This is a genomic window from Idiomarina sp. H2 (assembly GCF_004364275.1).
Classification (GTDB): domain Bacteria; phylum Pseudomonadota; class Gammaproteobacteria; order Enterobacterales; family Alteromonadaceae; genus Idiomarina; species Idiomarina loihiensis.
In genome coordinates this window covers 1-19616 of sequence record NZ_SNZY01000009.1, presented here as the reverse complement: position 1 = coordinate 19616, position 19616 = coordinate 1, and the positions used below count along the sequence as shown (strand labels likewise).

Sequence of the window (19616 nt, the reverse complement as noted above, 5' to 3'; positions counted from 1 at the left end):
ATTTTACAAAGCATCGGAAGGCTCTGCTAATTCAGACATACGCTGCCACCTAAAATACTTTTCATCCGCTAATGCCAACATGGGCATGTCTTCTTCGGTATCACCATAGGCAAATATGGTTTCAAACGCGGACAAATCGAGGGTACGTTTAATCCCTTTCACTTTATTATCCAGACTGCAGTCGCCGGAGACATAACGGCCTGTCAATTTATTGTTTTTAAGCTCCAGTTCACTGCATATGAACTTAATACCCTGGGCATTACACCAAAACGATAAATATGAATTTAACGATGCTGACACCACATAAATTTCGTCGCCGCGCTGTTTATGCCATTCAATTTTTGCAAGCGCTTCTTCCCTTGTAACACTGGGCAAATAGTGTTCAGCAAACTCTTTTGCCGATTCTAAAACTTCAGGTGCCCGGCGGTTCCAGAATACAATTCTGGATAACGCAGGCCTCGTTCGTGAGGCTTTTAAAAGCCCCAATTTATGCAGAATAATAATTGGTGAGGCTAAAATCAGAGCAGCTATAACGCGGTGCTTAGGGGTTGCGTAAAGCAGGAACTTTGTGTAAGTGTCTTGGTTAGTTATTGTGCCGTCAAAGTCAAAGAGGGCTAAGTTCATAGTAACTTTATACAATTATTTTAGGTTTAAAAAATAATACAGAAAGCCAAAAGCTGCGGCAAAGCCAATCAGTACCATAGTTAATAAGAGTTTTGACTTCATAACTGATTTAAAGAAGGCAGCAAAAGTGGCAAGACTACTTACTCCAAGTGTATAGTTCACAAACTCGTCGTTTTCTCTCCGCTTCATCGTATACATAATGTCAGTTAAACCGTGATGATAGGTTTTATAAGCTGCCAGTACCCTACATCCCGCTATTCATTAAACTTAAAACCAACTTTTTCAAAATGAGCCACTTTTTTCATTCCCATTTTCTCATGTAGCGCGACACTTGACGGATTTGGAAGTGCTATACCGCCAATTACCGTATGAATTCCGTGTTCTTTGAGTCTGAGAAAAAGGGCTTCATAGAGCTTTTTACCAAGCCCTCGACCTCGCATCTGGTTTGCAAGATAAACAGTTACTTCTACTGAAAACCGATAGGCGCTTCGATCTTTCCATTTTGTCGCATAGGCATAACCAACGATAATCTCGTTGTCCAACACAACGAGCCAGGGCAAGCTGCACTCCTGAACGTCTTCAATTCTCTGCTGCATCTGGGAGCCTAAAACCGGTGTTTCTTCAAATGTAATCGATGTATTTTCGATATAATAATTATAAATATCGGCAATAGCATCTGAGTCACCTTTATTAGCATCTCTAATCATGTCTAGCGTCTATTCACTGGTAATTAATCCAACTTAATTAGTCGGTATTTTTCTAACTTCAATTTACTATTTAGCCTGCTTTTTCGGTTGGCAATTTTCTATATACTCGGAATCATCAGGCGCGACCTCTGTAGTAAAATCGAGCTGAATCGAAGTTACTACGGGAGTGCGTTCTATATTTTCCTCAGATGCTTTCCATTCCCATTGAGAAAGGGCTGCCGCTGCGTAATCATCAAAAACCCCTTTGGGATAAGACGATCGAATTTTATACCCCTCGGCACGGCCGTCAGAGCCTATGCCCACGATTAGATCAACACAGCCGGACACTCCATCTCTGGCCGCTGAAGCTGGATATTGGGGATTAACGCGCTTAGCTACAGTCCAATAGTTACCAACGAGCTCGCTGTGTTCAGCGCTGGATAAATCTAAAAACTGAGTATCTATCTTGTCTTCTTCGGTATTTGATGAACAAGAAATGACAAATAATGCAGATATAAAAACAATGGCAATTCTTTTCAATGTCCTCTCCCTAGGCTCAACTAACTTTCTCTGTTGCAGAACAGACTCAAATATACATAATTTATACAATATACTATACCTAAATAAAAGGAAGTTGACGTCATCCACCTATCATTCAGGTTGTTTATCGTGGTTCGGTGAAATAATTAAAAAAAATGCCTAAACCCAAACATTGTTCTTCGCCTTAAGCTCACCACCGGCCTCCCCTGTATTGATAACGCCACTGGGTTCAATTAGAAGTACCTGGCATTCACTCTCAGCAAAGGGTTTATGCTCTACACCTTTAGGTACCACATACATTTCGCCTTCCGCTAGCTGCACAACACTATCTCTGAACTCAATACCCATTTGTCCCTTGAGTACCAGAAAAACTTCATCGGTGTCTTTATGATCGTGCCAGACAAACTCACCCTGAATTTTAACGACCTTAATTTGATAATCGTTCATTTCGGCAACCACCCGCGGCGACCAGTGTTCAGAAAACTTACTCAGTTTTTCGGCAAAATTAACAACCTTTGATGACATTGGTATCCCCCTTAACCTTCTTTGTTTTACCGCAAACTGTTAATAGTGAATCACTCGATGGCTATTTCAACTGCCAATCATTAAGACCTTGCCTCCAACAGCTCCCTTAACGCCTCAGGAAGCAACTCACGCGACTTTTTGGTAATAGCTTTCTCATGCTTTTGCCAGAGGATGCCTAAGTAAATAATCCCCAGACCAATAGCCGTTAAAGCGGCCGGAAATAGCCAACTGTCCTGGAAAACATCCTGAGCTAAATAGCCAAGATAAAAACAACCGCCAAGGGCTCCAAGCACCACAAATACCCGACGAACCAGTAATACACCAACACCTATCATCAGAAGGTTTACGCAGAAATAAACAAATTTTGACAGTTCACTGTCCGACTCCATAAAGGATAGACCGCCCCAAAAAACCAAAGCACCGAAGATATAAATCCAGAAGGCATAATCGGCTGTATCGCGCGAACGAATGTCCACCCAGAATGCAAGACCTATCATTAATAACCCGGTGTACAAGGATACGAGTTTTCTTAGCTCCCAACTGATGTCACCGCCAGCAATCATGACGGCAATATCCATAGTCATATACCAAAGAGTCACAGCTATAGGCATAACTAAAAAAGGATATTTGTACTTCCACGCCATAATGACACCAACAGCCAGGGTGCCCAGCTCAATGTATATCCAGTGCCACTTTATATATCGGTGATACTCACGATAGACAGTTTCGTCAGGCCAGACACCTAACCATTGCTGAAGGCCGTAAATAGCCAACGGCGTTAAGCAGACCACAAAGGTGGCACAGATTCCTGCGGGAATAGATAAGCTTTTAGCGGAGAAAACATGAGTAAGCTTTAAGCCAATAGCGGCATAAAGAACGGATATCAGAACAATTCCGGCACCACCGAAGGATTCCCACCCCAGGTTCATAAACAGCGTCATTGCGCCAATAGCAATCAACCCGCCCAGATAATACAGCACATGATTAAAGGTAAACTGAGGTTTGTCCTGATGTCGCTCTTTAAAGAATTCAAAAAGAGCGTCAGCTTGCGAAGTAGAGATAATGTTTTGATCCGCCGCTTCGCTTAAATTCTTCCTTGTAATGTTCATAGTCCATCTCTTGTTTATTCAGTTTATTCACGGCGTTTCTGAAACCGCCCCTCTTATTACTCTTTGCTCATGACGCAATTCGGTCATACAAGTATTCAATGAGTCGTATACTGCGCACAAAAGGAGTGATTTTTCATCCTCTTCTTCCAGTCCCAGTCCGGGTAAAAGAGTATTCTTACAAACTCGTCGATCTGACCGACTGGAAAAATACACCGAGAAATAAGAGTACAGCGTATCCCTGTAGCGTTTAAATTCTTCCATGTTACTTAGGCGATCAGCCATCACGTCAATAATACTATTCATAGTCACAAGTTTAGGAAAGTCACTAAGATTATCCTGGCCACTAGCTCTCAACTCCTCAGCCGCTAAAGAGCATTTCTCTAATGTGGGTATCAGAGTGCGACTCACTTTTTTTACATTTTCTTCCAGCTTCTTGTTAGGGGACGAAGAGCCGCTATAGAGAGAAATATCACTTGAAACGTCCTCGGAAAACTTAAGGTCTGACGCAGAACCCGCAAGGGCAATGAGCAAAATTTGCGAGTAGATTCTCTCGCTCTGCTCTTCTGTGCGTGGTCGTATCGACATTAAATAGAGTTGGTCTACCAATTCAGTCCCCTTAGGCCTTTCCAGTGATTGCCCCAGCTCAATAATCTCAGTCGGAGTCATACCGTGCACAATGTCACCTACCTCTTTTACTGCATAAGGCAAGGGCCGAAATACTTCCCCATGGGACCGATCAATCACCATCAGGTTCAACGTTTGTATCATAGCTTCGTAGTCGGCTTTAGTCGTCGTGTAAGAAAGCTCGTCCAGCGACTGTGCTAATTTTGCATGTGAGCTTGTATCCAGGGTGGCGTCCTGAGAACTCTGAGCATAAGACTGAGATGTAAGGCCAAGAACGCCTATCAGGAACGCTCCGAACATAAGCTGAGAACTACATTTTAAAGCAGCAGACATTAATGTATCCGATAAAAAATTAGGCATCTTCAGCCTCCAGTTTTCCAGCTTCACACTCTATAACTTACATCCACAATCGCATTGCTGCCGCTATTATTTTATTTCAGAAAGCAGTTCAGAGTTCGTTACTAAGTTTCTTACGCCATGAGCATGGTCTTCTTCAAAAACATTACCTTCGCACCAGTCACCCACCGACTCAATATCAACTTTGGCGACTTTAGGGCGAACGCTCCAGGTAACCTGAAACGGCGAGCCTTTTTCATTATAGCTGGGCCCGGTAGTTGAACCTGCGTATTGAACTGGCGTTCCGGTGTCATCTGGAATATTCACTGCCTGATATAACCCGCCAACCAATTCATGTTCGCTGAGCTCGCCAAAATCACCGGCGTCGTCATCATTCACCAGCACAAAAACCTGCGCTTCTACTCGCAACTGCGGGTTAACAACAGCATCGTTAAAGCACGCGCCTAAGGTCGAACCTGGTTTTACTTTAGCGGTTGAATAAACGTAATGAACTTCAATAGTGTCTCCTGAATAAAGGCTTCCATGTTCGCTTGGGCAAACGTCCGAATCCTCTGGTTCTAGTTCATCCTCAGTTAACTGCCCTGAATATTCATAACCAGTAAAATAACCTTTTCCGTCGCCGTTACCTGCGTATTTTGTAAATTCACCGCCTTTGTGCTCGGCATTCTTGTGGAAATGAATATTGCACAGGTTCATCTCAGAAGACTCTGGTGCCGCGTTAAAGTTAAGAGTATTGCTACCATTAAAAGAGTCAATGTCACGCGGTGACTGGGCACCAAACCCTTTCCCCTCAGTATTTTCCACTAGGTTAAGCCGCTGTTGCTCAATAACTTTATCGGACACTTGTTCGTGAGCGTCAGAAGCGTCGTTCTCGGCAGCAACACTCAAGGGTAATACAACTAAGATTCCCAGCGTAAAAAGGTTGTTCGTTTTCATGGGCTTACTCCTCAAGGAGAGTGGCATCACCCCAAGTTCCGGAGTGACTTGGTATTCCATCTGCTAGAATATCGCTCACATCTGTATGCATTTCAACATATGGAATCATTGCTATGATTTTATTCGCTATTCTAATTGCACTTCTTGGCCTCGCCTTAACAGTAGGCGGTATTTACCTGCTTACATTGGGTGGCAGCTTCTATTACGCTCTAGCAGGCGTGATTTTACTATTTAATGCCTGGCTTGGTTACAAACGGCATCCGTTAACCCGCACTTTGTTCGCTGTATTCCTGATCCTCACCATGCTGTGGTCATTATGGGAATCTGGGTATGACTGGTGGGCATTAGCACCCCGCATAGGTTTATTTTTGGTGCTTGCCATACCTTTGCTACTTTCCAAAGTGGCAGACAATGGCAGGCGCAAAGTATTGCTCCCCGTTTGGGCCGTTCTCGCGTTAATGACACTGGGCAGCCTTTTCGCGAACCCGCATGACTTATCCGGCAAATTGGATACTCAAGTAGACAGCGAGTCACCTAAACTGGGCAACTCTCCGGAAGGCAGTTGGTACGCTTATGGCCGGACGAATATGGGTCAGCGTTATTCGCCACTGGATAAAATCACCACCGAAAATGTGGGGCAGTTGGAAGAAGCCTGGCGTTACCGCACCGGCGACATGAAAGGGCCTAAAGACGTCGGTGAAACCACCTATGAAGCAACGCCATTGAAAATTGGCGATACACTCTATTTGTGTACACCGCACAATTGGTTAGTGGCACTGGATGCCGACAACGGCTCTAAACGCTGGGTATTTGACGCCAAAGTACCACCGGAAAGCCAGCGCCAGCATCAGACCTGTCGCGGTGTGTCCTATTTACCACCCAGCTCCGGTGAAGCGCCGTCTGCGGAAAAGCTGGATATAGCAGCCGAAACTCTGGCACCAGTACAATGTGACGCCGAACTCTTTTTGCCAACTTCTGATGCCCGCTTAATTGCGATTGACCCGGCCACAGGCGCACGCTGTGCAAACTTTGCCGATAACGGTGAACTGGATTTAACTCACAATATGCCGTTCAAACAAGCCGGTTATTATTACTCTACGTCGCCGCCAGTTGTAGCCAATGGCGTAGTGGTGGTTGCAGGCTCCGTAAACGACAACTACGATAAAAACTCACCTTCCGGCGTTATTCGTGCCTATGACGTAAAAACTGGCGAGCTGGTATGGAACTGGGATTCCGGTAACCCGGATGAAACCGCTCCTATTGCCGAAGATGAAGTTTACACTACCAGTTCCCCTAACAGCTGGTCGGTAGCCAGTGCTGATGAAGAGCTGGGTCTTATTTACTTTCCTATGGGTAACCGCACACCCGATCAGTTGGGTTGGTACCGCTCTGAAAATGAAGAGAAATATTCCAGCTCTGTGGTTGCGCTAAGCCTTAAAACCGGACAGGTAGAGTGGGTACAACAATTTGTTCATCATGATCTGTGGGACATGGATACCCCTGCCCAGCCGGTATTGCTTGACTTAGACACCGTAAGCGGAAGACAACCAGCTCTTGTGGTACCCACTAAGCAAGGCGATGTGTACGTGCTGAACCGTGAAACCGGCGAACCTATCTTCCCTATTACCGAAAAATCAGCGCCTCAGGGAACGGTGGCTCTGGATAATGCCTCGCCAACGCAGCCAATTTCAGCGCTAACCTTCCGTCCTCCTACCATGACTGAAAAAGACATGTGGGGAGCGACACCGCTGGATCAAATGATGTGCCGTATTCAGTTTAAGTCTCTACGCTATGATGGCCAGTACACACCGCCATCAGAACAAGGCACATTGGTGTATCCGGGTAACTTCGGGGTCTTCAACTGGGGAAGCGTTGCGGTAGACCCCAAACGTCAGGTTATGTTCGGTATGCCTTTATACCTGGCCTTCACACAAACGCTGGTTAAAAAAGACGGCTCCGACATGGGTCCGGCCAACCAGGGAGAACAAGGTCTGAACTCAAACGAAGGCGCGCCTTATGCGGTGGATATGAAACCTTTGCTTTCTCCTGCCGGCGTCCCCTGTCAGCAGCCACCATGGGGCTACGTGGCCGGTGTTGACCTGAAAACGGGCGAAACCGTGTATAAGCATAAAAACGGTACTGTTCGTGACCTGACACCGCTCCCGCTGCCAATTAAAATGGGCGTCCCCGGTATTGGTGGCCCTATCATCACCGAAGGTGGTGTGGTCTTTATGGCAGCCGCTGTCGATAACTACCTGCGCGCTTATGACTTATCCACCGGTGAAGAACTTTGGCGTGCTCGTTTGCCAGCTGGCGGACAAGCCACACCAATGACCTATCTGAACAGTCAGGGTGAACAAATGGTGGTTCAGGTAGCCGGTGGTCACGGCTCTATCGGCACCACCATTGGCGATTATGTGATTGCCTATAAACTCAAACGCTAAACAATATAGGCGCGAGTTGTAAGCTAAAGGCTATTTCCAAGGACGAACTCAAGTATTCGCAAACGTTGCCGATACTAAGGCAAACCTACGGAAATAGCCTTTAACCTTCTGGAGAGAGTGCCATGCCCATCTCTTTATACACGAAGACCGCCTCTTCCAGTGTGCCTTCGTTTAGTACTAAGCCGCTCAACACCACAACGAATAGCCAACCTGCGAGCGACAAAACCAGTAGCAGCGCCAGTTTTTATGTTGACCTGTCACCTTTGGTTAAAGAACTTACCTCTGCCTCTGAAAAAGGGGAAAGTTCCCTGCTTTCTAAGAAGGAAAAAATTGACGAAAGTAGCCTTCCCACAGGGCTAAAAGACTTACTAAAACGGATAGCGGAGTACAGAGAAAAGCTTAAGGAGAAACAGCAGGAACTGCGGGACGTTATGAACGATAGTGCCCTGAGCGATGAAGAACGCAAGGCTCGAATAGACGCTCTGCAAAAGGAAATCAGTAGCTATAATACCGCACTTAGCCAGGCCATGCTCCAACTCGGCGAAACGGTTGATCAAATGGACTTAGATGACAAAGCAGTTGCGGAAGTGATGTCCTTGGTTATGTCGTAATGAAAATCCCCACTTTTTGATCTGCATTTGCGAAACTTAACCGCCGCGTATGTACTCTAATTGAAGTGCAATCTTCAAATAGGAGTACGTTATGTCTATACAAAATAAAGTAGCTTTAGTAACTGGAGCTGGTCAGGGCATTGGGCGCGCTATAGCTTTGCGATTGGCAAAAGATGGTGCCGACATTGCCATTGTGGATCTAAACGAAGACAAGATGAATGAGGTCTCCCGCGAAGTAGAAGCATTAAACCGGAAAGCAACAACATTCAAAGCTGATGTAAGTGACCGGGAGCAGGTTTACGCTGCCATTGATCACGCTGAAAAAACGCTTGGTGGTTTCGACATCATGGTGAACAACGCGGGCATTGCACAAGTTCAGGCGATTGCGGATGTCACTCAAGAAGAATTAGATAAAATTCAGAAAATTAATGTTGATGGTACCCTTTGGGGCATTCAGGCAGCAGCGAAGAAGTTTATTGAGCGCAAACAAAAAGGCAAAATTATCAATGCCTCCTCTATCGCGGGTCATAACGGTTTTGCATTATTGGGTGTTTACTCATCAACTAAGTTCGCCGTGCGCGCGTTAACTCAAGCCGCAGCCCTGGAATATGCAAGCCAGGGTATTACGGTAAACGCCTACTGCCCCGGAGTCGTTGGCACCGATATGTGGGTTGAAATTGACAAACGCTTTGCTGAACTTACTGATGCGCCCGTAGGCGAGACGTACAAAAAGTATGTTGATGGCATTGCTCTTGGCCGCGCGCAAACACCAGAGGATGTAGCAAGTTTTGTATCTTATCTGGCTGGCCCCGATTCTGACTACATGACGGGTCAGGCTCCGTTAATTGATGGCGGTATCGTTTTTCGTTAAGAGAGTCATCGTATTCCACATACCGATGAATCGCTAAGTTTCCGGTATTTGCTGGTGCTTATTTGCAATGCACCAGCTTACTGCCGGGGTGAAACAGCTTCCAGGAGAACCAATATTCATCGGAAATAGCTACAGGAACCAGGTTCGATTCTATTTCGCCTTTTATAAACTTACCGCGAACATCCCATACCGTTCCGCTTTTAGTGTCGCAAAGCGTGCTGTTAGCACCGGGTTCAATGCTCACCGGCTTTTCCTCGACTGAGCTTTTAAAACCAAGAACTGAGCCGTTCACAGCGACAAGCACAACACCTAACTCTTCGTTGTTAACCACGCCCTGCTTTAGTAACTCGTCTTTAAGGTACATAACCTGCGGGTTAGCGATTTTATCGGTAATGCCCACCACATGCGTTCGGGGCGAAAAGGTATTATCCCGGTTTTTTGATGACAGTCCTGGGGTCAAACCATTCGCTATAACCTTTTTCCAAAGCCCTTTAACGGGAAGCTCAAACGCTTTAAAGTCCTGTTTCGTTACTTTTACTACCTCAGGGCAAGGGTTTAGCTTTTTCACCTCACTCCAGGTTAAAACCTGAAACGGGATCATTGTTAGTGTATACGGGTGTAACTTGCCAATAACCGATTCACAACTGGCTTGCTGAAAAAAGGTTTTAGTTTTCTTGTCAGCCACAATCATATTCGCGTTTTTAAACGAGCCGACAAATAAAGGGCCAATATCGGTGACATCGAAAGGAATAATACTGTGGCACATGGCGCAATAAGTTAACGCCACCAGTTTGTCCTCGAAACGATCATTCATAATGTGGTGATGTATTACATAGTCCAGTGGGTACGCCTTAGTAACACCATTATACTCAATAACAGCCAGATCCATGTTGTCCTGAAGAGGAAGCTTCAGCGGATCATCTGCCATGGAGGGAAAATCAACAGCTTTAAACGCGTTTTCCTGATGCATTCGGTGCGCTAATACAACGGCCAACGCCATTAAGATAAGAGGAGGAAACGTCCATAATGGCAGCCCGTCAATTTGCCAGCTCATTAGCAAAGTACCGATAACACCAGCAACCAGCACAGCCCAGGTAAAAGGCTTTCGAATAAAGTAATGGTAATACGACCACTGAACAGGAAACGACTGGATAAGTGTCATATATACGGCAGCTGTGCCCACTGCCAGAGACAAAATTGCGAATGCATAAAAGATAAATACCATAACGGTCTCTCAATTAGCGTAAAAAGGCGGCACGTGCCATTACCGAAGTAAACATCATCTCATTAAATAAAGCCATAGCGGCAATAGTTCACCTTAAATACAATTGATAATAGTTATCATTAACATTATAGTAACCTCTCTACACTTTACACAGGCGAGGATATAAAGGTGATAACTCAGCATTTAAAAAAATCCCCTCTTCACTTAGCGGTATTACTGGGCATAGGCGCTGCCTCAGCTGCTTTGCCGTCTTACGCCCAGGACGAAAGCAGCAAAAGCGAAGAAATGGAAAGAATTGAAATTAAAAACTCTTACACAACACGTGTTATGGATTACTCCACCGGGCTTAACCTCTCTCTTAGAGAAACCCCTCAGTCTATGACCGTAATTACCCAACAGCAGATTGACGATTTAGCAATAACAGAAATTGCTCAGGCACTCCGATACACCACCGGCATTAACGTCAACCGAGCCGAAACAGACCGCATTTTCCCGACCGCACGCGGGTTCTCTATTGATAACGTGCAATTTGACGGTGCTAATGTGCGCGGTGCTTACGGTGGTGTTGAAGGCGACTTCCTTTCTGACATGGCCGTTTATGAGCGTGTAGAAGTGATTCGGGGAGCCGCAGGCTTACTCCAGGGGGCGGGTAATCCGTCAGCCGCTATCAATTTAATTCGTAAAAAACCAACGGAAGACCTCCGCTCTTCTATTAACATTAAAGCCGGTCGATGGGATTTAACCCGAGCGGAAGCCGATGTCTCTTCAAGTCTTGGTTTTGACGACAAGTTAAGGGGACGCTTTGTTGCGGCTTATCAAGATGCCGGTTCTTACATGGACAGTGTAGAGCGTGATAAAACGATTCTTTACGGTATTCTGGAAGCTGACATAACGCCCTATACCGAAGTCAATTTCGGTGTCGACTACCAGAAACATCATGTTGATGGAATAAGTTACGGTGAGCCCGTACCTTTATATTACAACGACGGTACACGTACTGATCTCCCCCGCTCCAGCAATACCGGAAGCGACTGGACGTATCGTGATCGCGACCGCAACATTACGTTTGCCTCACTGGAGCATCGCTTTGCCAACTTTTGGCAATTTGATTTCTACGCCAGCCATATTGACGGGCATTATGATGACAAAAGAATGTATGTAACCGGATTTCTTGATCGGGACACCGGCCTCGGACTTGGAGCCAGCCCCAGCTCGACCAGAGGTGACTGGAATCAATATACTCTGGACTTTAGACTAAGCGGTCCGTTTGAGCTTTTAGGACGCCAACATCAAATGGTTGTCGGCTGGAACAGTAACCTTGAAGAAAATGACCGAAGCAGACGACCTGCACTGTCAGCAATTGAGCCATGGAGCTTTTACCAATGGGCCTCGGTTCCTGAACCAGAGTTTGCAACCGAGTCGGACTACATTTGGGGCTGGGAGACCGAGCAAAGCGGATTTTATGGTGGTGCGCAATTTGACCTAGCGGAGCCTTTGTCCCTAATTGTAGGACTTCGCACCAGTTCATGGTCGCATGAAGAGTACAACTACACTCCCGAGGCTATGAGCTCCCCTGTCACCGCGGTGGATGAATCTGACTCGGGTGTTATTACCCCATACGCAGGCATTGTTTACGACATTAATGATCATTTCTCCACCTACGCCAGCCTGACCGATATCTACAACATTCAAACTCAAAAAGATCGGTATGGTAATTTGCTTGACCCTGTGCACGGCGAAAACTATGAAATAGGTCTTAAAGGTGAATTCTTTAATCAGCGACTGAACTTCTCTACTGCAGTATTCCAGGTTAAGCAGCGAAATGTTGCGGTTCCGGATATTGAAGTGATTGTCGCTGGCCAACCAGAACAGCGTTATAAAGCTGAAGACGGCGTAGAAACCAAAGGTTATGAAGCTGAACTCTCAGGTGAACTTATGACCGGACTTCAAGTTTACGCCGGTTATACACATCGGGTAGCCCGCAACAATGACGGCGAAAAAGTCAGCCGACAAGCGCCTGAAGACATGGTAAGAATAACCAGTTCCTATAGCTTTGCAGAGAATTTGCCGGGGCTTACTCTGGGTGGTGGGCTTCGCTGGCAAAGTGAAGTATTCCCTTCAAGAAACCAAGGTGTGGGCCCCAATGGTGAAATCCCCCGCCAGGAAAGTTATACGGTTGCCGACCTGTTTGCCCGCTATCAGATCTCTGACAGCCTTACTGCGTCATTAAATATTAACAACCTTTTTGATAAGAATTACTTTGAAAGTGTCGGCGTGTACAACTACGGCTCTTATGGCGAACCACGTAATATCAGTGCCAGTGTGCGCTGGGACTTCTAAGGTATTGTCCTTTTATGATCTAAAAAATGGATATAGCCCTGCTACTACGTATGATAGCGGGGCTATATGCAGACTCTCTGGTGTGCTGATTTTATCTTTACGCCAAATTATTGATTCAGATCAAGCTATTCGGCGAAACAAAGGAACACAATAATAGAATATAAATTCACTGACAGAAAAGGCTAATGCCATGAGCAGTACTTTTTATATTCCAGCGGTCAATATTATTGGCGAGAACGCCCTTAAAGATGCGGCCACGCAAATGGATAACTATGGCTTTAAACAAGCCTTGATAGTCACCGACCCCGGCATGACCAAACTGGGCGTTACTGCCGAAATCGAAGCCCTGCTCAAAGAGCATGGAGTAGACAGCCTAGTTTACGATGGCGTACAACCCAACCCGACAGTAACGAACGTGAAAGCCGGGTTAGATGTTCTGCAGAAACATCAATGCGATTGTGTTATTTCACTAGGTGGAGGTTCAGCTCACGACTGCGCCAAAGGTATAGCCCTGGTTGCCACTAATGGCGGGCATATTAGTGACTATGAAGGCGTTGATGTCTCGAAAAAGCCACAACTGCCACTCATTAGTATTAATACCACCGCAGGCACTGCGTCTGAAATGACCCGCTTCTGCATCATTACCGACCCGGAACGCCATATTAAAATGGCAATTGTCGACCAAAATGTGACACCAATTCTGTCGGTTAACGACCCAAGGTTAATGGTCGGTATGCCTGCCAGCTTGACTGCAGCAACAGGCATGGATGCGCTGACCCATGCCGTTGAAGCCTATGTATCTACCGACGCTACGCCGATTACCGATGCCTGTGCCATAAAAGCCATAGAGATTATCCGGGACAATCTGCACGAAGCGGTTCATAACGGAGCGAATATGGAAGCTCGTGAGCAAATGGCTTACGCACAGTTCCTGGCGGGTATGGCGTTTAACAATGCGTCTCTGGGTTATGTACATGCCATGGCGCACCAACTCGGCGGATTCTACGACTTGCCGCACGGTGTCTGCAACGCGGTTTTATTGCCTCATGTGCAACGCTACAACAGTCAGGTTGTCGCACCGCGCCTGAAAGACATTGGTAAAGCACTGGGCGCAGAAGTACAGGGATTAACAGACAAAGAAGGGGCTGACGCTGCTATTGCCGCCATTGTAAAACTATCTCAAAGCGTCAATATTCCGGCTGGTTTGGAAGAATTAGGGGCAAAAGAAGAGGACTTTAATACATTGGCAGACAATGCCATGAAAGACGCTTGTGGCCTGACTAATCCAATTCAACCCAGTCACGAAGACGTTGTTACTATTTTTAAAGCGGCTTTTTAACCGGAGTCTTTTAAGCTTAGCCGTCCGACATCGGACATAGCTAAAGTTTATTGTACTGTGCTAACAAAATCCTATACCTGCGGCTACATTAATGTAGCCGCGAATACGCTGATGTATCATATCCAGCAACGGTAGCCCTATTCGTAGGCATAGTTTGTTCCTCTGTTTCCTTGTACGTAAACATGAGTTGTCGCAACTTGCAGCCTTCGCGAAGCAGAGCTATAGCGGCCGGATGATCTGACGAAAGCGTATTCTGTAACTGCTGAAAATTGTGTAATGCCCGACTTAACAGAGAAACGCAGCAATTCACGCGATTTTGACGATTATATGTCTCAGACAGATTCTGCACCGCAATTGACAGGCAAATAATAACCTCGCCAGCCTGCTCATGCTGTTTTTTCAGGATATCACTCAAATGTCCTCGTAACAGAAGAATACTATTCATGTAGTAATGATTGGCATTTTGCCATTGTCCCTGCTCAAACTCATAATTCCCCATACGCTGTAACATTTTCCAATTCTGTATCAGTTCCATAATAACCTCCTGCGTTACTCATCAGCATGCCTTGCAATTTAATTAAATGCAAATGATAATGATTACCGTTAACTTCAAATTAATCAGGAGTAAACTATGTGCTTTAAATTACCTGCGTTACCCTACAACTACGATGCACTTGAGCCTCATGTCGATGCCATGACAATGGAAATTCACCATCAGCGACATCACCAGACCTATGTCAACGGTCTGAACCAGGCACTGGCCGAAACCCGTTACGAAAAATGGGACTTATCTGAACTGTTACGACAAATTGAGAGTATACCTAGTAATATGCAGTCTGCTGTGCGTAATCATGGTGGTGGCCATGCTAACCACTCATTGTTCTGGCAAGTTATGTCACCTCAGGGCGGTGGCGAGCCAACGGGCAATCTGGCTAAAGCCATAGAGACCGACATTGGCGGCTTTAAGGCCTTTCAGGAACAATTCACTCAGGCTGCGGTCAGTCGGTTTGGTAGCGGCTGGGCCTGGTTAGTGATTAATGCCAACGGACAACTTGAAATAACCAGTACAGCGAATCAAGATAGTCCATTAATGGATGGACTGACTCCCATACTCGGGCTGGATGTTTGGGAACACGCTTACTATTTAAAATATCAGAACAAACGTGCAGACTATATTGCAGCATTTTATGAAGTGATTCACTGGCCGGAAGTTGCCAGGCGTTTTGAGGAACATGAATGAAGGTAATGGAATTATTTCAACCGGGTTGGCGTCTTGGAAGCAAGCTACTCGGTTGGTTCGTCCTGGTTTTGGGCGCAGGCTATGGTTTATATCAGCTCATTCTGTTAATGCAGAATCAGGACCATGTACGCTACGCGTTTTATGCCGGAATGGTAGCGGCTGGAGCCACGGCTGCGGGTACCCTTCCCGCTCTTTTCTCTCGTGGATTATCAACTCGTTTACATGCTGCAATATTGGGGTTTGGCGGCGGAGTTATGCTGGCAGCCAGCATTTTTTCTCTCATTGTACCGGCGTTAGATCTATTCGAAATAGCGGCACAAACCGCTTGGCATGCGCCGCTAAAAATGTCTGCGGCTATACTTTTGGGCTCTTTTTTAATGATGGCTCTGGAGCGCAGTGTCCCACATGAGCACTTTATTAAAGGTACTGAAGGACGCCAGGCACTGATATTGAAACGCAGTTGGTTGTTTGTTTTTGCAATTATTCTGCACAATATTCCTGAAGGGTTGGCAATAGGCGTAGCTTACGCCGGCGATGACACAGTCGGGGCGTCCACTCTGGCAACCGGTATTTCTGTGCAAGACATACCTGAGGGCTTTGTCGTAGCCATGGCTCTGTTGGCCGCTGGTTATAGCCGTAAGATAGCAATTGGTGTCGGAATGTTATCCGGTTTGGTGGAACCATTAATGGCTGTTATTGGCGCCATTGCATTGAGCAATTCAGCTGTGCTGCCCTGGGGGCTGGCTATGGCCGCGGGTGCTATGTTATTCGTCATCAGTCATGAAATGATTCCCGAGTCACACAAACAAGGCCACGAAATGTCTGCAACGAATGGCCTGATGCTGGGTTTTGTGCTGATGTTTGTGCTGGATACAGCCTTGGGTAGTTAGCGCTCAGCTTAAATTAACGCGCTATCAAACAAGCAGATTCATCTCATAAAGCAGCTTTCGAATGCTTTGCCTGGAATCCATAACCAATAATAACTCGATTCTACTTTCGACCTTGTTCACTTTGTAAAGAACCAGATTATGTTCATCAATCAACCATTGTCGATAATCTGTTAACCCCAAATCAAAAAGTCGTTCGCTAATGGGAGCTATTTGAGGATTGTTCGGCAACTCTGTTTGAATGCGAGACTTTATTACCTCTACGGTTTTTAAAGCTGTAGATTCTGAATACTTACCTTCTAAAAAGGCTTTAAAACGTTGCAGTGATAACCTGAATACAGGCGAAGCAATCACAGAGTAACGGTTATTCGAAGGCTTCATCCAGGCTCAAAGCCTCCTTGCTTAAAGATTTCTCGGACAATTTAAGCAGTTTAAGCAAAGCCATAGTTTCCTGCTGAAACTCATAATCAGCGTAAGACTGCACCACATACGCAGGCTTACCTTTTTTGGTGACTAGCAAGTCCTCTTGCAACTCAAGCGAATTCGCATTTTCTTTTAAATAAGTAACCGTTTCCGTTTTCATAACAACCTTTTAAAAGACTTTTTAAGGACTGATTAAAAATATAGCAGGTTTTGCGGAATTAGAAAACTGAACCTGATCACTTTTCACTTGAATAAGAGAGCCGAGTTTACAGCGCCTCAGCCTGTCGAACTTCGTCGCAAATACCTTCAAATAATTGATCGAAATAATTTTCGGTCGGTACAGTCATTGTTTCTTCACTATGAGCGTGTTCTATTTATCGAGTAACCACATGACAAAGGCATACAAGTTGGTAAAGAGGTAAAAAGCACACAGACACAGTGTCACAAAATAGACTGAAAAAAGTAACACTTTGGGTACTATCTCTCGGACAAGCCAAAGGAAGCCTGATGCAGCCAACCAACAAGGCAATGCCGCAATCAATGCTAAAATCACAACTTGCATATACTCGTGGCGATACTCCGCAGCGGGGTTAGCATAATACCCGAATGTGTATTTGCCAGCAACGCCGAGAAAAAAGAGTCCGCCTGCAGCAGCCAAAAAAGCCAGAATCATCCATATTTTCTGAACCATTAGTCGTTCCTTCAACTACAATAATTAGCATCGCCGATAATCAAGAGTACCTGTTTTGGTGATGGAATACAGATACCTTTACATTACTTATCAGCTTAAAGACGTAGCAAACTCTGTTAATTGATGCCGGCATCGTTTTTCGTTAAATAGACTGCTTTCGAACAAAGCGACACATACCTTTCCCGAGATTTTCGCCGTCTCGCGCAATAAACCCATAGTTCTGATAAAAAGCCTCTTTTCCTTTAGCTGCGAGCAGACCGACCGTTGAACCCTCGGGACATGCTTTACTTAAATAGTTATCCACTCTTTCCATAAGCGCACGGCCAATACCATAGCCTTGGTATTCAGGACTGACTAAAACATCTTGAATATAAAAGTAGATGAAACCATCACCAACAACTCGCGCCATGCCTATAAGGTTTTCCGCGTGCCGGATTGAAACATTGAACAATGAATTATCTAATCTATTTTGCGCCACGCTCTGCTCAACGCTGTCCCAAGCGACTTTGTATCTTAACTCGATATATTCGTCCGCTGTGGGTGGTTCGTTGACTATTGTGTAGTTTAGTTTTTTCATTGTGTGCTTTTAACCGTCTACCCGGCCTCCCCACAATTAGGAATAGCATTAATGTTGCGCTGTATGTCGCCGTCTAATTTAGTGATATCCATGTCCTCAAGGAACAAGAAAAAATCTTCGTTGTCTTGAGTTTTTAAATAAACATCCAACTCTGAATTACTCCATGAGAAATTGTCGTCACGGCAGGCAGAGACTAGTCTCACGTTCATACTGCCAGCTCCTCCGGCCTCATTCATACTACGATACTCTTTTACAGCTTTCTGTCCTTCATACATTGTCTGTGCGTCTTGTTTTGATAACTGCATGATCGTTATTTTCTCGTTGTCCTCAATATCTTCTTTTAAGTTATCAGGAACGAGGTAGTCATCATTAATTATTACCGGAAAATTATGACTAAAACTGTATTCAGGATCATCAGTTCGAAAATCAAAATCAATAACCACGTCGCCATCGCGCACATCAACGCCTTCCGGGGCCTTAACCGCAACAACCAACTGTTTTGGATCAGTCTCTAAAGGATTTAGATCCATCATTTTTATCATAGTGCTAAGTGGAATGTTACTGCATGCCGTTGCCAGAGTTAGAATGCTGGCTAATAAAATTATTTTTATTTTATTCACAATGAGTCCTAATTATAAAAACCAAATGTTGAATTACATCTTATATTGTTGAAAAAATGTAACGCCTGTTGTAGTGGCAGACTAAACCCGAACACTCTTTTAAGTGGTAGTATTACCCTTAACGAAGAGGTGTTCAATGGCAAGAAGACAACGTCGATCATTTAGTCCTGAGTTCAGGTATGAGGCCGCTAATTTAGTAGCAGAACAAGGCTACAGCTATGCGGAAGCAAGCCGGGCTGTTGATGTACATGAAAATACGATTAGAAATTGGGTTCAACAGCTAGAAAGTGAACAAAGCGGTCAAACGCCTAAGTCCAGGGCGATGACTGCAGAGCAGCAACGAATACAGGAGCTTGAAGCTCGTGTGAATCGGTTAGAGAGGGAAAAATCGATTCTAAAAATACCCCGAGGGCACGACGAGGCTACCGCTCTCTTAATGTCCGACGACCTGAAATCTACGCGCTGATAGACCGGTTGAGAGAGCATGAAACGACTGAGTTGGTCTGCTCAGCGCTGGGTGTAGGTGTTAGCAGCTTTTATGAGCGTCGAAAGCGACGTCAACAAATAGAAACTAAGCGGCGACTGCTGCGAGCCCGTATAAAACGCTTATTCATAAAGTCTCGAAACTCGGCGGGTACCCGGACTCTCGTCGATATGCTGAAACACGAAGGCGTTATTATAGGACGCTTTAAAGTTGGCCGTTTGATGAAAGAGCAGGGCTTAACGAGTAAGCAGCCAGGCCCTCACGCTTATAAGGTCGCTAACGTTGAGAGACCGGATATCCCGGATAAACTCAACCGTGAGTTTGATGTAGAAGCTCCGAATAGAGTCTGGTGTGGTGATATAACCTATAGTGTGCCCGGAACTCAGGGCGAACATGGACGTTCAAAGTGAGTCACGAACTGATTTAAAATCTGCTAATACTCTGGCGGGAGCCCGAAGTGTTA

The 19616-nt window shown here is 45.4% G+C and carries 21 protein-coding genes and 1 pseudogene; 8 read left to right on the top strand and 14 right to left on the bottom strand.

Annotation, left to right across the window (positions count from 1 at the left end; all coding sequences use genetic code 11):
* Positions 1–3: 3 nt before the first annotated feature.
* The 7 genes from DET62_RS11840 to DET62_RS11810 all read right to left on the bottom strand — a co-directional run bounded on the left by DET62_RS11840 (position 4) and on the right by DET62_RS11810 (position 5401).
* The gene (locus DET62_RS11840) at positions 4–624 is read right to left on the bottom strand and encodes an HAD-IB family phosphatase (RefSeq protein WP_110014065.1); all 621 of its coding nucleotides are present in this window, start codon (positions 622–624) and stop codon (positions 4–6) included.
* Between the two features lie 254 nt (positions 625–878).
* The gene (locus tag DET62_RS11835; RefSeq protein WP_110014066.1) at positions 879–1331 is read right to left on the bottom strand and encodes a GNAT family N-acetyltransferase; all 453 of its coding nucleotides are present in this window, start codon (positions 1329–1331) and stop codon (positions 879–881) included.
* Between the two features lie 66 nt (positions 1332–1397).
* Positions 1398–1850, bottom strand: coding sequence for an energy transducer TonB (locus tag DET62_RS11830; RefSeq protein ID WP_016341293.1), 453 nt, complete (start codon positions 1848–1850; stop codon positions 1398–1400).
* Positions 1851–2009: 159 nt separating this feature from the next.
* The gene (locus tag DET62_RS11825; protein ID WP_110014067.1) at positions 2010–2375 is read right to left on the bottom strand and encodes a cupin domain-containing protein; all 366 of its coding nucleotides are present in this window, start codon (positions 2373–2375) and stop codon (positions 2010–2012) included.
* Positions 2376–2455: 80 nt separating this feature from the next.
* Positions 2456–3484 (bottom strand): DUF2157 domain-containing protein, encoded by a 1029-nt coding sequence (locus tag DET62_RS11820; protein ID WP_110014068.1) that lies wholly within the window; start codon positions 3482–3484, stop codon positions 2456–2458.
* A 27-nt stretch (positions 3485–3511) separates the two neighbouring features.
* On the bottom strand, positions 3512–4468 hold the full coding sequence (locus DET62_RS11815; RefSeq protein WP_110014069.1) for a hypothetical protein: 957 nt from the start codon (positions 4466–4468) through the stop codon (positions 3512–3514).
* 66 nt (positions 4469–4534) lie between these two features.
* On the bottom strand, positions 4535–5401 hold the full coding sequence (locus tag DET62_RS11810) for a delta-class carbonic anhydrase (RefSeq protein WP_110014070.1): 867 nt from the start codon (positions 5399–5401) through the stop codon (positions 4535–4537).
* 113 nt (positions 5402–5514) lie between these two features.
* On the opposite strand from DET62_RS11810, the gene DET62_RS11805 reads away from it, so the two are divergent.
* From DET62_RS11805 to DET62_RS11795, 3 genes are all read left to right on the top strand, one after another.
* Positions 5515–7845: a glucose/quinate/shikimate family membrane-bound PQQ-dependent dehydrogenase gene (locus DET62_RS11805; RefSeq protein WP_110014071.1), complete on the top strand. Its 2331-nt coding sequence runs from the start codon at positions 5515–5517 to the stop codon at positions 7843–7845.
* A gap of 122 nt (positions 7846–7967) precedes the next feature.
* Entirely contained in the window at positions 7968–8456 is a 489-nt protein-coding gene (locus DET62_RS11800) for a hypothetical protein (protein ID WP_110014072.1), read from the top strand.
* Positions 8457–8547: 91 nt separating this feature from the next.
* Positions 8548–9327, top strand: a complete 780-nt coding sequence (locus DET62_RS11795) for an acetoin reductase (protein WP_011234043.1) — start codon at positions 8548–8550, stop codon at positions 9325–9327.
* Between the two features lie 58 nt (positions 9328–9385).
* Here DET62_RS11795 and DET62_RS11790 read toward each other — a convergent pair whose 3' ends face one another.
* Positions 9386–10552, bottom strand: coding sequence for a DUF3179 domain-containing (seleno)protein (locus DET62_RS11790; RefSeq protein ID WP_110014073.1), 1167 nt, complete (start codon positions 10550–10552; stop codon positions 9386–9388).
* Positions 10553–10720: 168 nt separating this feature from the next.
* On the opposite strand from DET62_RS11790, the gene DET62_RS11785 reads away from it, so the two are divergent.
* Both DET62_RS11785 and yiaY read left to right on the top strand, forming a co-directional pair.
* Positions 10721–12892 (top strand): TonB-dependent siderophore receptor, encoded by a 2172-nt coding sequence (locus DET62_RS11785; protein ID WP_110014074.1) that lies wholly within the window; start codon positions 10721–10723, stop codon positions 12890–12892.
* Between the two features lie 190 nt (positions 12893–13082).
* Positions 13083–14231, top strand: a complete 1149-nt coding sequence (yiaY, locus tag DET62_RS11780; protein WP_110014075.1) for an L-threonine dehydrogenase — start codon at positions 13083–13085, stop codon at positions 14229–14231.
* 88 nt (positions 14232–14319) lie between these two features.
* Here the strand turns inward: yiaY and DET62_RS11775 are convergent, their stop codons facing one another.
* On the bottom strand, positions 14320–14766 hold the full coding sequence (locus DET62_RS11775; RefSeq protein ID WP_110014076.1) for a hypothetical protein: 447 nt from the start codon (positions 14764–14766) through the stop codon (positions 14320–14322).
* A 96-nt stretch (positions 14767–14862) separates the two neighbouring features.
* Here DET62_RS11775 and DET62_RS11770 point away from each other — a divergent pair, with 96 nt between their 5' ends.
* A complete protein-coding gene (locus DET62_RS11770; RefSeq protein ID WP_110014077.1) occupies positions 14863–15471 on the top strand; it encodes a superoxide dismutase in 609 nt (202 codons plus the stop codon).
* Positions 15468–16361 carry a ZIP family metal transporter gene (locus DET62_RS11765; protein WP_110014078.1) on the top strand — a complete coding sequence of 298 codons (894 nt, stop codon included), beginning with the start codon at positions 15468–15470 and terminating at the stop codon, positions 16359–16361. The genes DET62_RS11770 and DET62_RS11765 overlap by 4 nt, the downstream gene beginning before the upstream one ends.
* Positions 16362–16385: 24 nt before the next feature.
* Here the strand turns inward: DET62_RS11765 and DET62_RS11760 are convergent, their stop codons facing one another.
* The 5 genes from DET62_RS11760 to DET62_RS11740 form a co-directional block, all read right to left on the bottom strand.
* Entirely contained in the window at positions 16386–16739 is a 354-nt protein-coding gene (locus DET62_RS11760; protein ID WP_110014079.1) for a hypothetical protein, read from the bottom strand.
* Complete coding sequence (locus DET62_RS11755; protein WP_110014080.1) at positions 16723–16941, bottom strand: type II toxin-antitoxin system prevent-host-death family antitoxin; 219 nt, start codon at positions 16939–16941, stop codon at positions 16723–16725. Before DET62_RS11755 ends, DET62_RS11760 begins: the two co-directional genes overlap by 17 nt.
* Before the next feature lie 210 nt (positions 16942–17151).
* A complete protein-coding gene (locus DET62_RS11750) occupies positions 17152–17472 on the bottom strand; it encodes a hypothetical protein (protein WP_110014081.1) in 321 nt (106 codons plus the stop codon).
* Positions 17473–17614: 142 nt separating this feature from the next.
* The gene (locus DET62_RS11745; RefSeq protein WP_110014082.1) at positions 17615–18049 is read right to left on the bottom strand and encodes a GNAT family N-acetyltransferase; all 435 of its coding nucleotides are present in this window, start codon (positions 18047–18049) and stop codon (positions 17615–17617) included.
* Between the two features lie 17 nt (positions 18050–18066).
* Positions 18067–18669: a hypothetical protein gene (locus DET62_RS11740; protein ID WP_110014083.1), complete on the bottom strand. Its 603-nt coding sequence runs from the start codon at positions 18667–18669 to the stop codon at positions 18067–18069.
* A gap of 136 nt (positions 18670–18805) precedes the next feature.
* On the opposite strand from DET62_RS11740, the pseudogene DET62_RS14570 reads away from it, so the two are divergent.
* A pseudogene (locus tag DET62_RS14570) lies at positions 18806–19521 on the top strand (IS3 family transposase); the annotation flags it as partial.
* Positions 19522–19616: the final 95 nt, after the last annotated feature.

Excerpts from the sequence above, each read along its gene's own strand:
- DET62_RS11795 (WP_011234043.1), top strand. The coding sequence starts at position 8,548 with ATGTCTATACAAAATAAAGTAGCTTTAGTAACTGGAGCTGGTCAGGGC.
- DET62_RS11805 (WP_110014071.1), top strand. The coding sequence starts at position 5,515 with ATGATTTTATTCGCTATTCTAATTGCACTTCTTGGCCTCGCCTTAACA.
- yiaY (WP_110014075.1), top strand. The coding sequence starts at position 13,083 with ATGAGCAGTACTTTTTATATTCCAGCGGTCAATATTATTGGCGAGAAC.
- DET62_RS11790 (WP_110014073.1), bottom strand. The coding sequence starts at position 10,552 with ATGGTATTTATCTTTTATGCATTCGCAATTTTGTCTCTGGCAGTGGGC.
- DET62_RS11835 (WP_110014066.1), bottom strand. The coding sequence starts at position 1,331 with ATGATTAGAGATGCTAATAAAGGTGACTCAGATGCTATTGCCGATATT.
- DET62_RS11810 (WP_110014070.1), bottom strand. The coding sequence starts at position 5,401 with ATGAAAACGAACAACCTTTTTACGCTGGGAATCTTAGTTGTATTACCC.
- DET62_RS11745 (WP_110014082.1), bottom strand. The coding sequence starts at position 18,049 with ATGAAAAAACTAAACTACACAATAGTCAACGAACCACCCACAGCGGAC.
- DET62_RS11820 (WP_110014068.1), bottom strand. The coding sequence starts at position 3,484 with ATGAACATTACAAGGAAGAATTTAAGCGAAGCGGCGGATCAAAACATT.
- DET62_RS11825 (WP_110014067.1), bottom strand. The coding sequence starts at position 2,375 with ATGTCATCAAAGGTTGTTAATTTTGCCGAAAAACTGAGTAAGTTTTCT.
- DET62_RS11760 (WP_110014079.1), bottom strand. The coding sequence starts at position 16,739 with ATGAAGCCTTCGAATAACCGTTACTCTGTGATTGCTTCGCCTGTATTC.
- DET62_RS11815 (WP_110014069.1), bottom strand. The coding sequence starts at position 4,468 with ATGCCTAATTTTTTATCGGATACATTAATGTCTGCTGCTTTAAAATGT.
- DET62_RS11840 (WP_110014065.1), bottom strand. The coding sequence starts at position 624 with ATGAACTTAGCCCTCTTTGACTTTGACGGCACAATAACTAACCAAGAC.
- DET62_RS11765 (WP_110014078.1), top strand. The coding sequence starts at position 15,468 with ATGAAGGTAATGGAATTATTTCAACCGGGTTGGCGTCTTGGAAGCAAG.
- DET62_RS11775 (WP_110014076.1), bottom strand. The coding sequence starts at position 14,766 with ATGGAACTGATACAGAATTGGAAAATGTTACAGCGTATGGGGAATTAT.
- DET62_RS11800 (WP_110014072.1), top strand. The coding sequence starts at position 7,968 with ATGCCCATCTCTTTATACACGAAGACCGCCTCTTCCAGTGTGCCTTCG.
- DET62_RS11755 (WP_110014080.1), bottom strand. The coding sequence starts at position 16,941 with ATGAAAACGGAAACGGTTACTTATTTAAAAGAAAATGCGAATTCGCTT.
- DET62_RS11750 (WP_110014081.1), bottom strand. The coding sequence starts at position 17,472 with ATGGTTCAGAAAATATGGATGATTCTGGCTTTTTTGGCTGCTGCAGGC.
- DET62_RS11770 (WP_110014077.1), top strand. The coding sequence starts at position 14,863 with ATGTGCTTTAAATTACCTGCGTTACCCTACAACTACGATGCACTTGAG.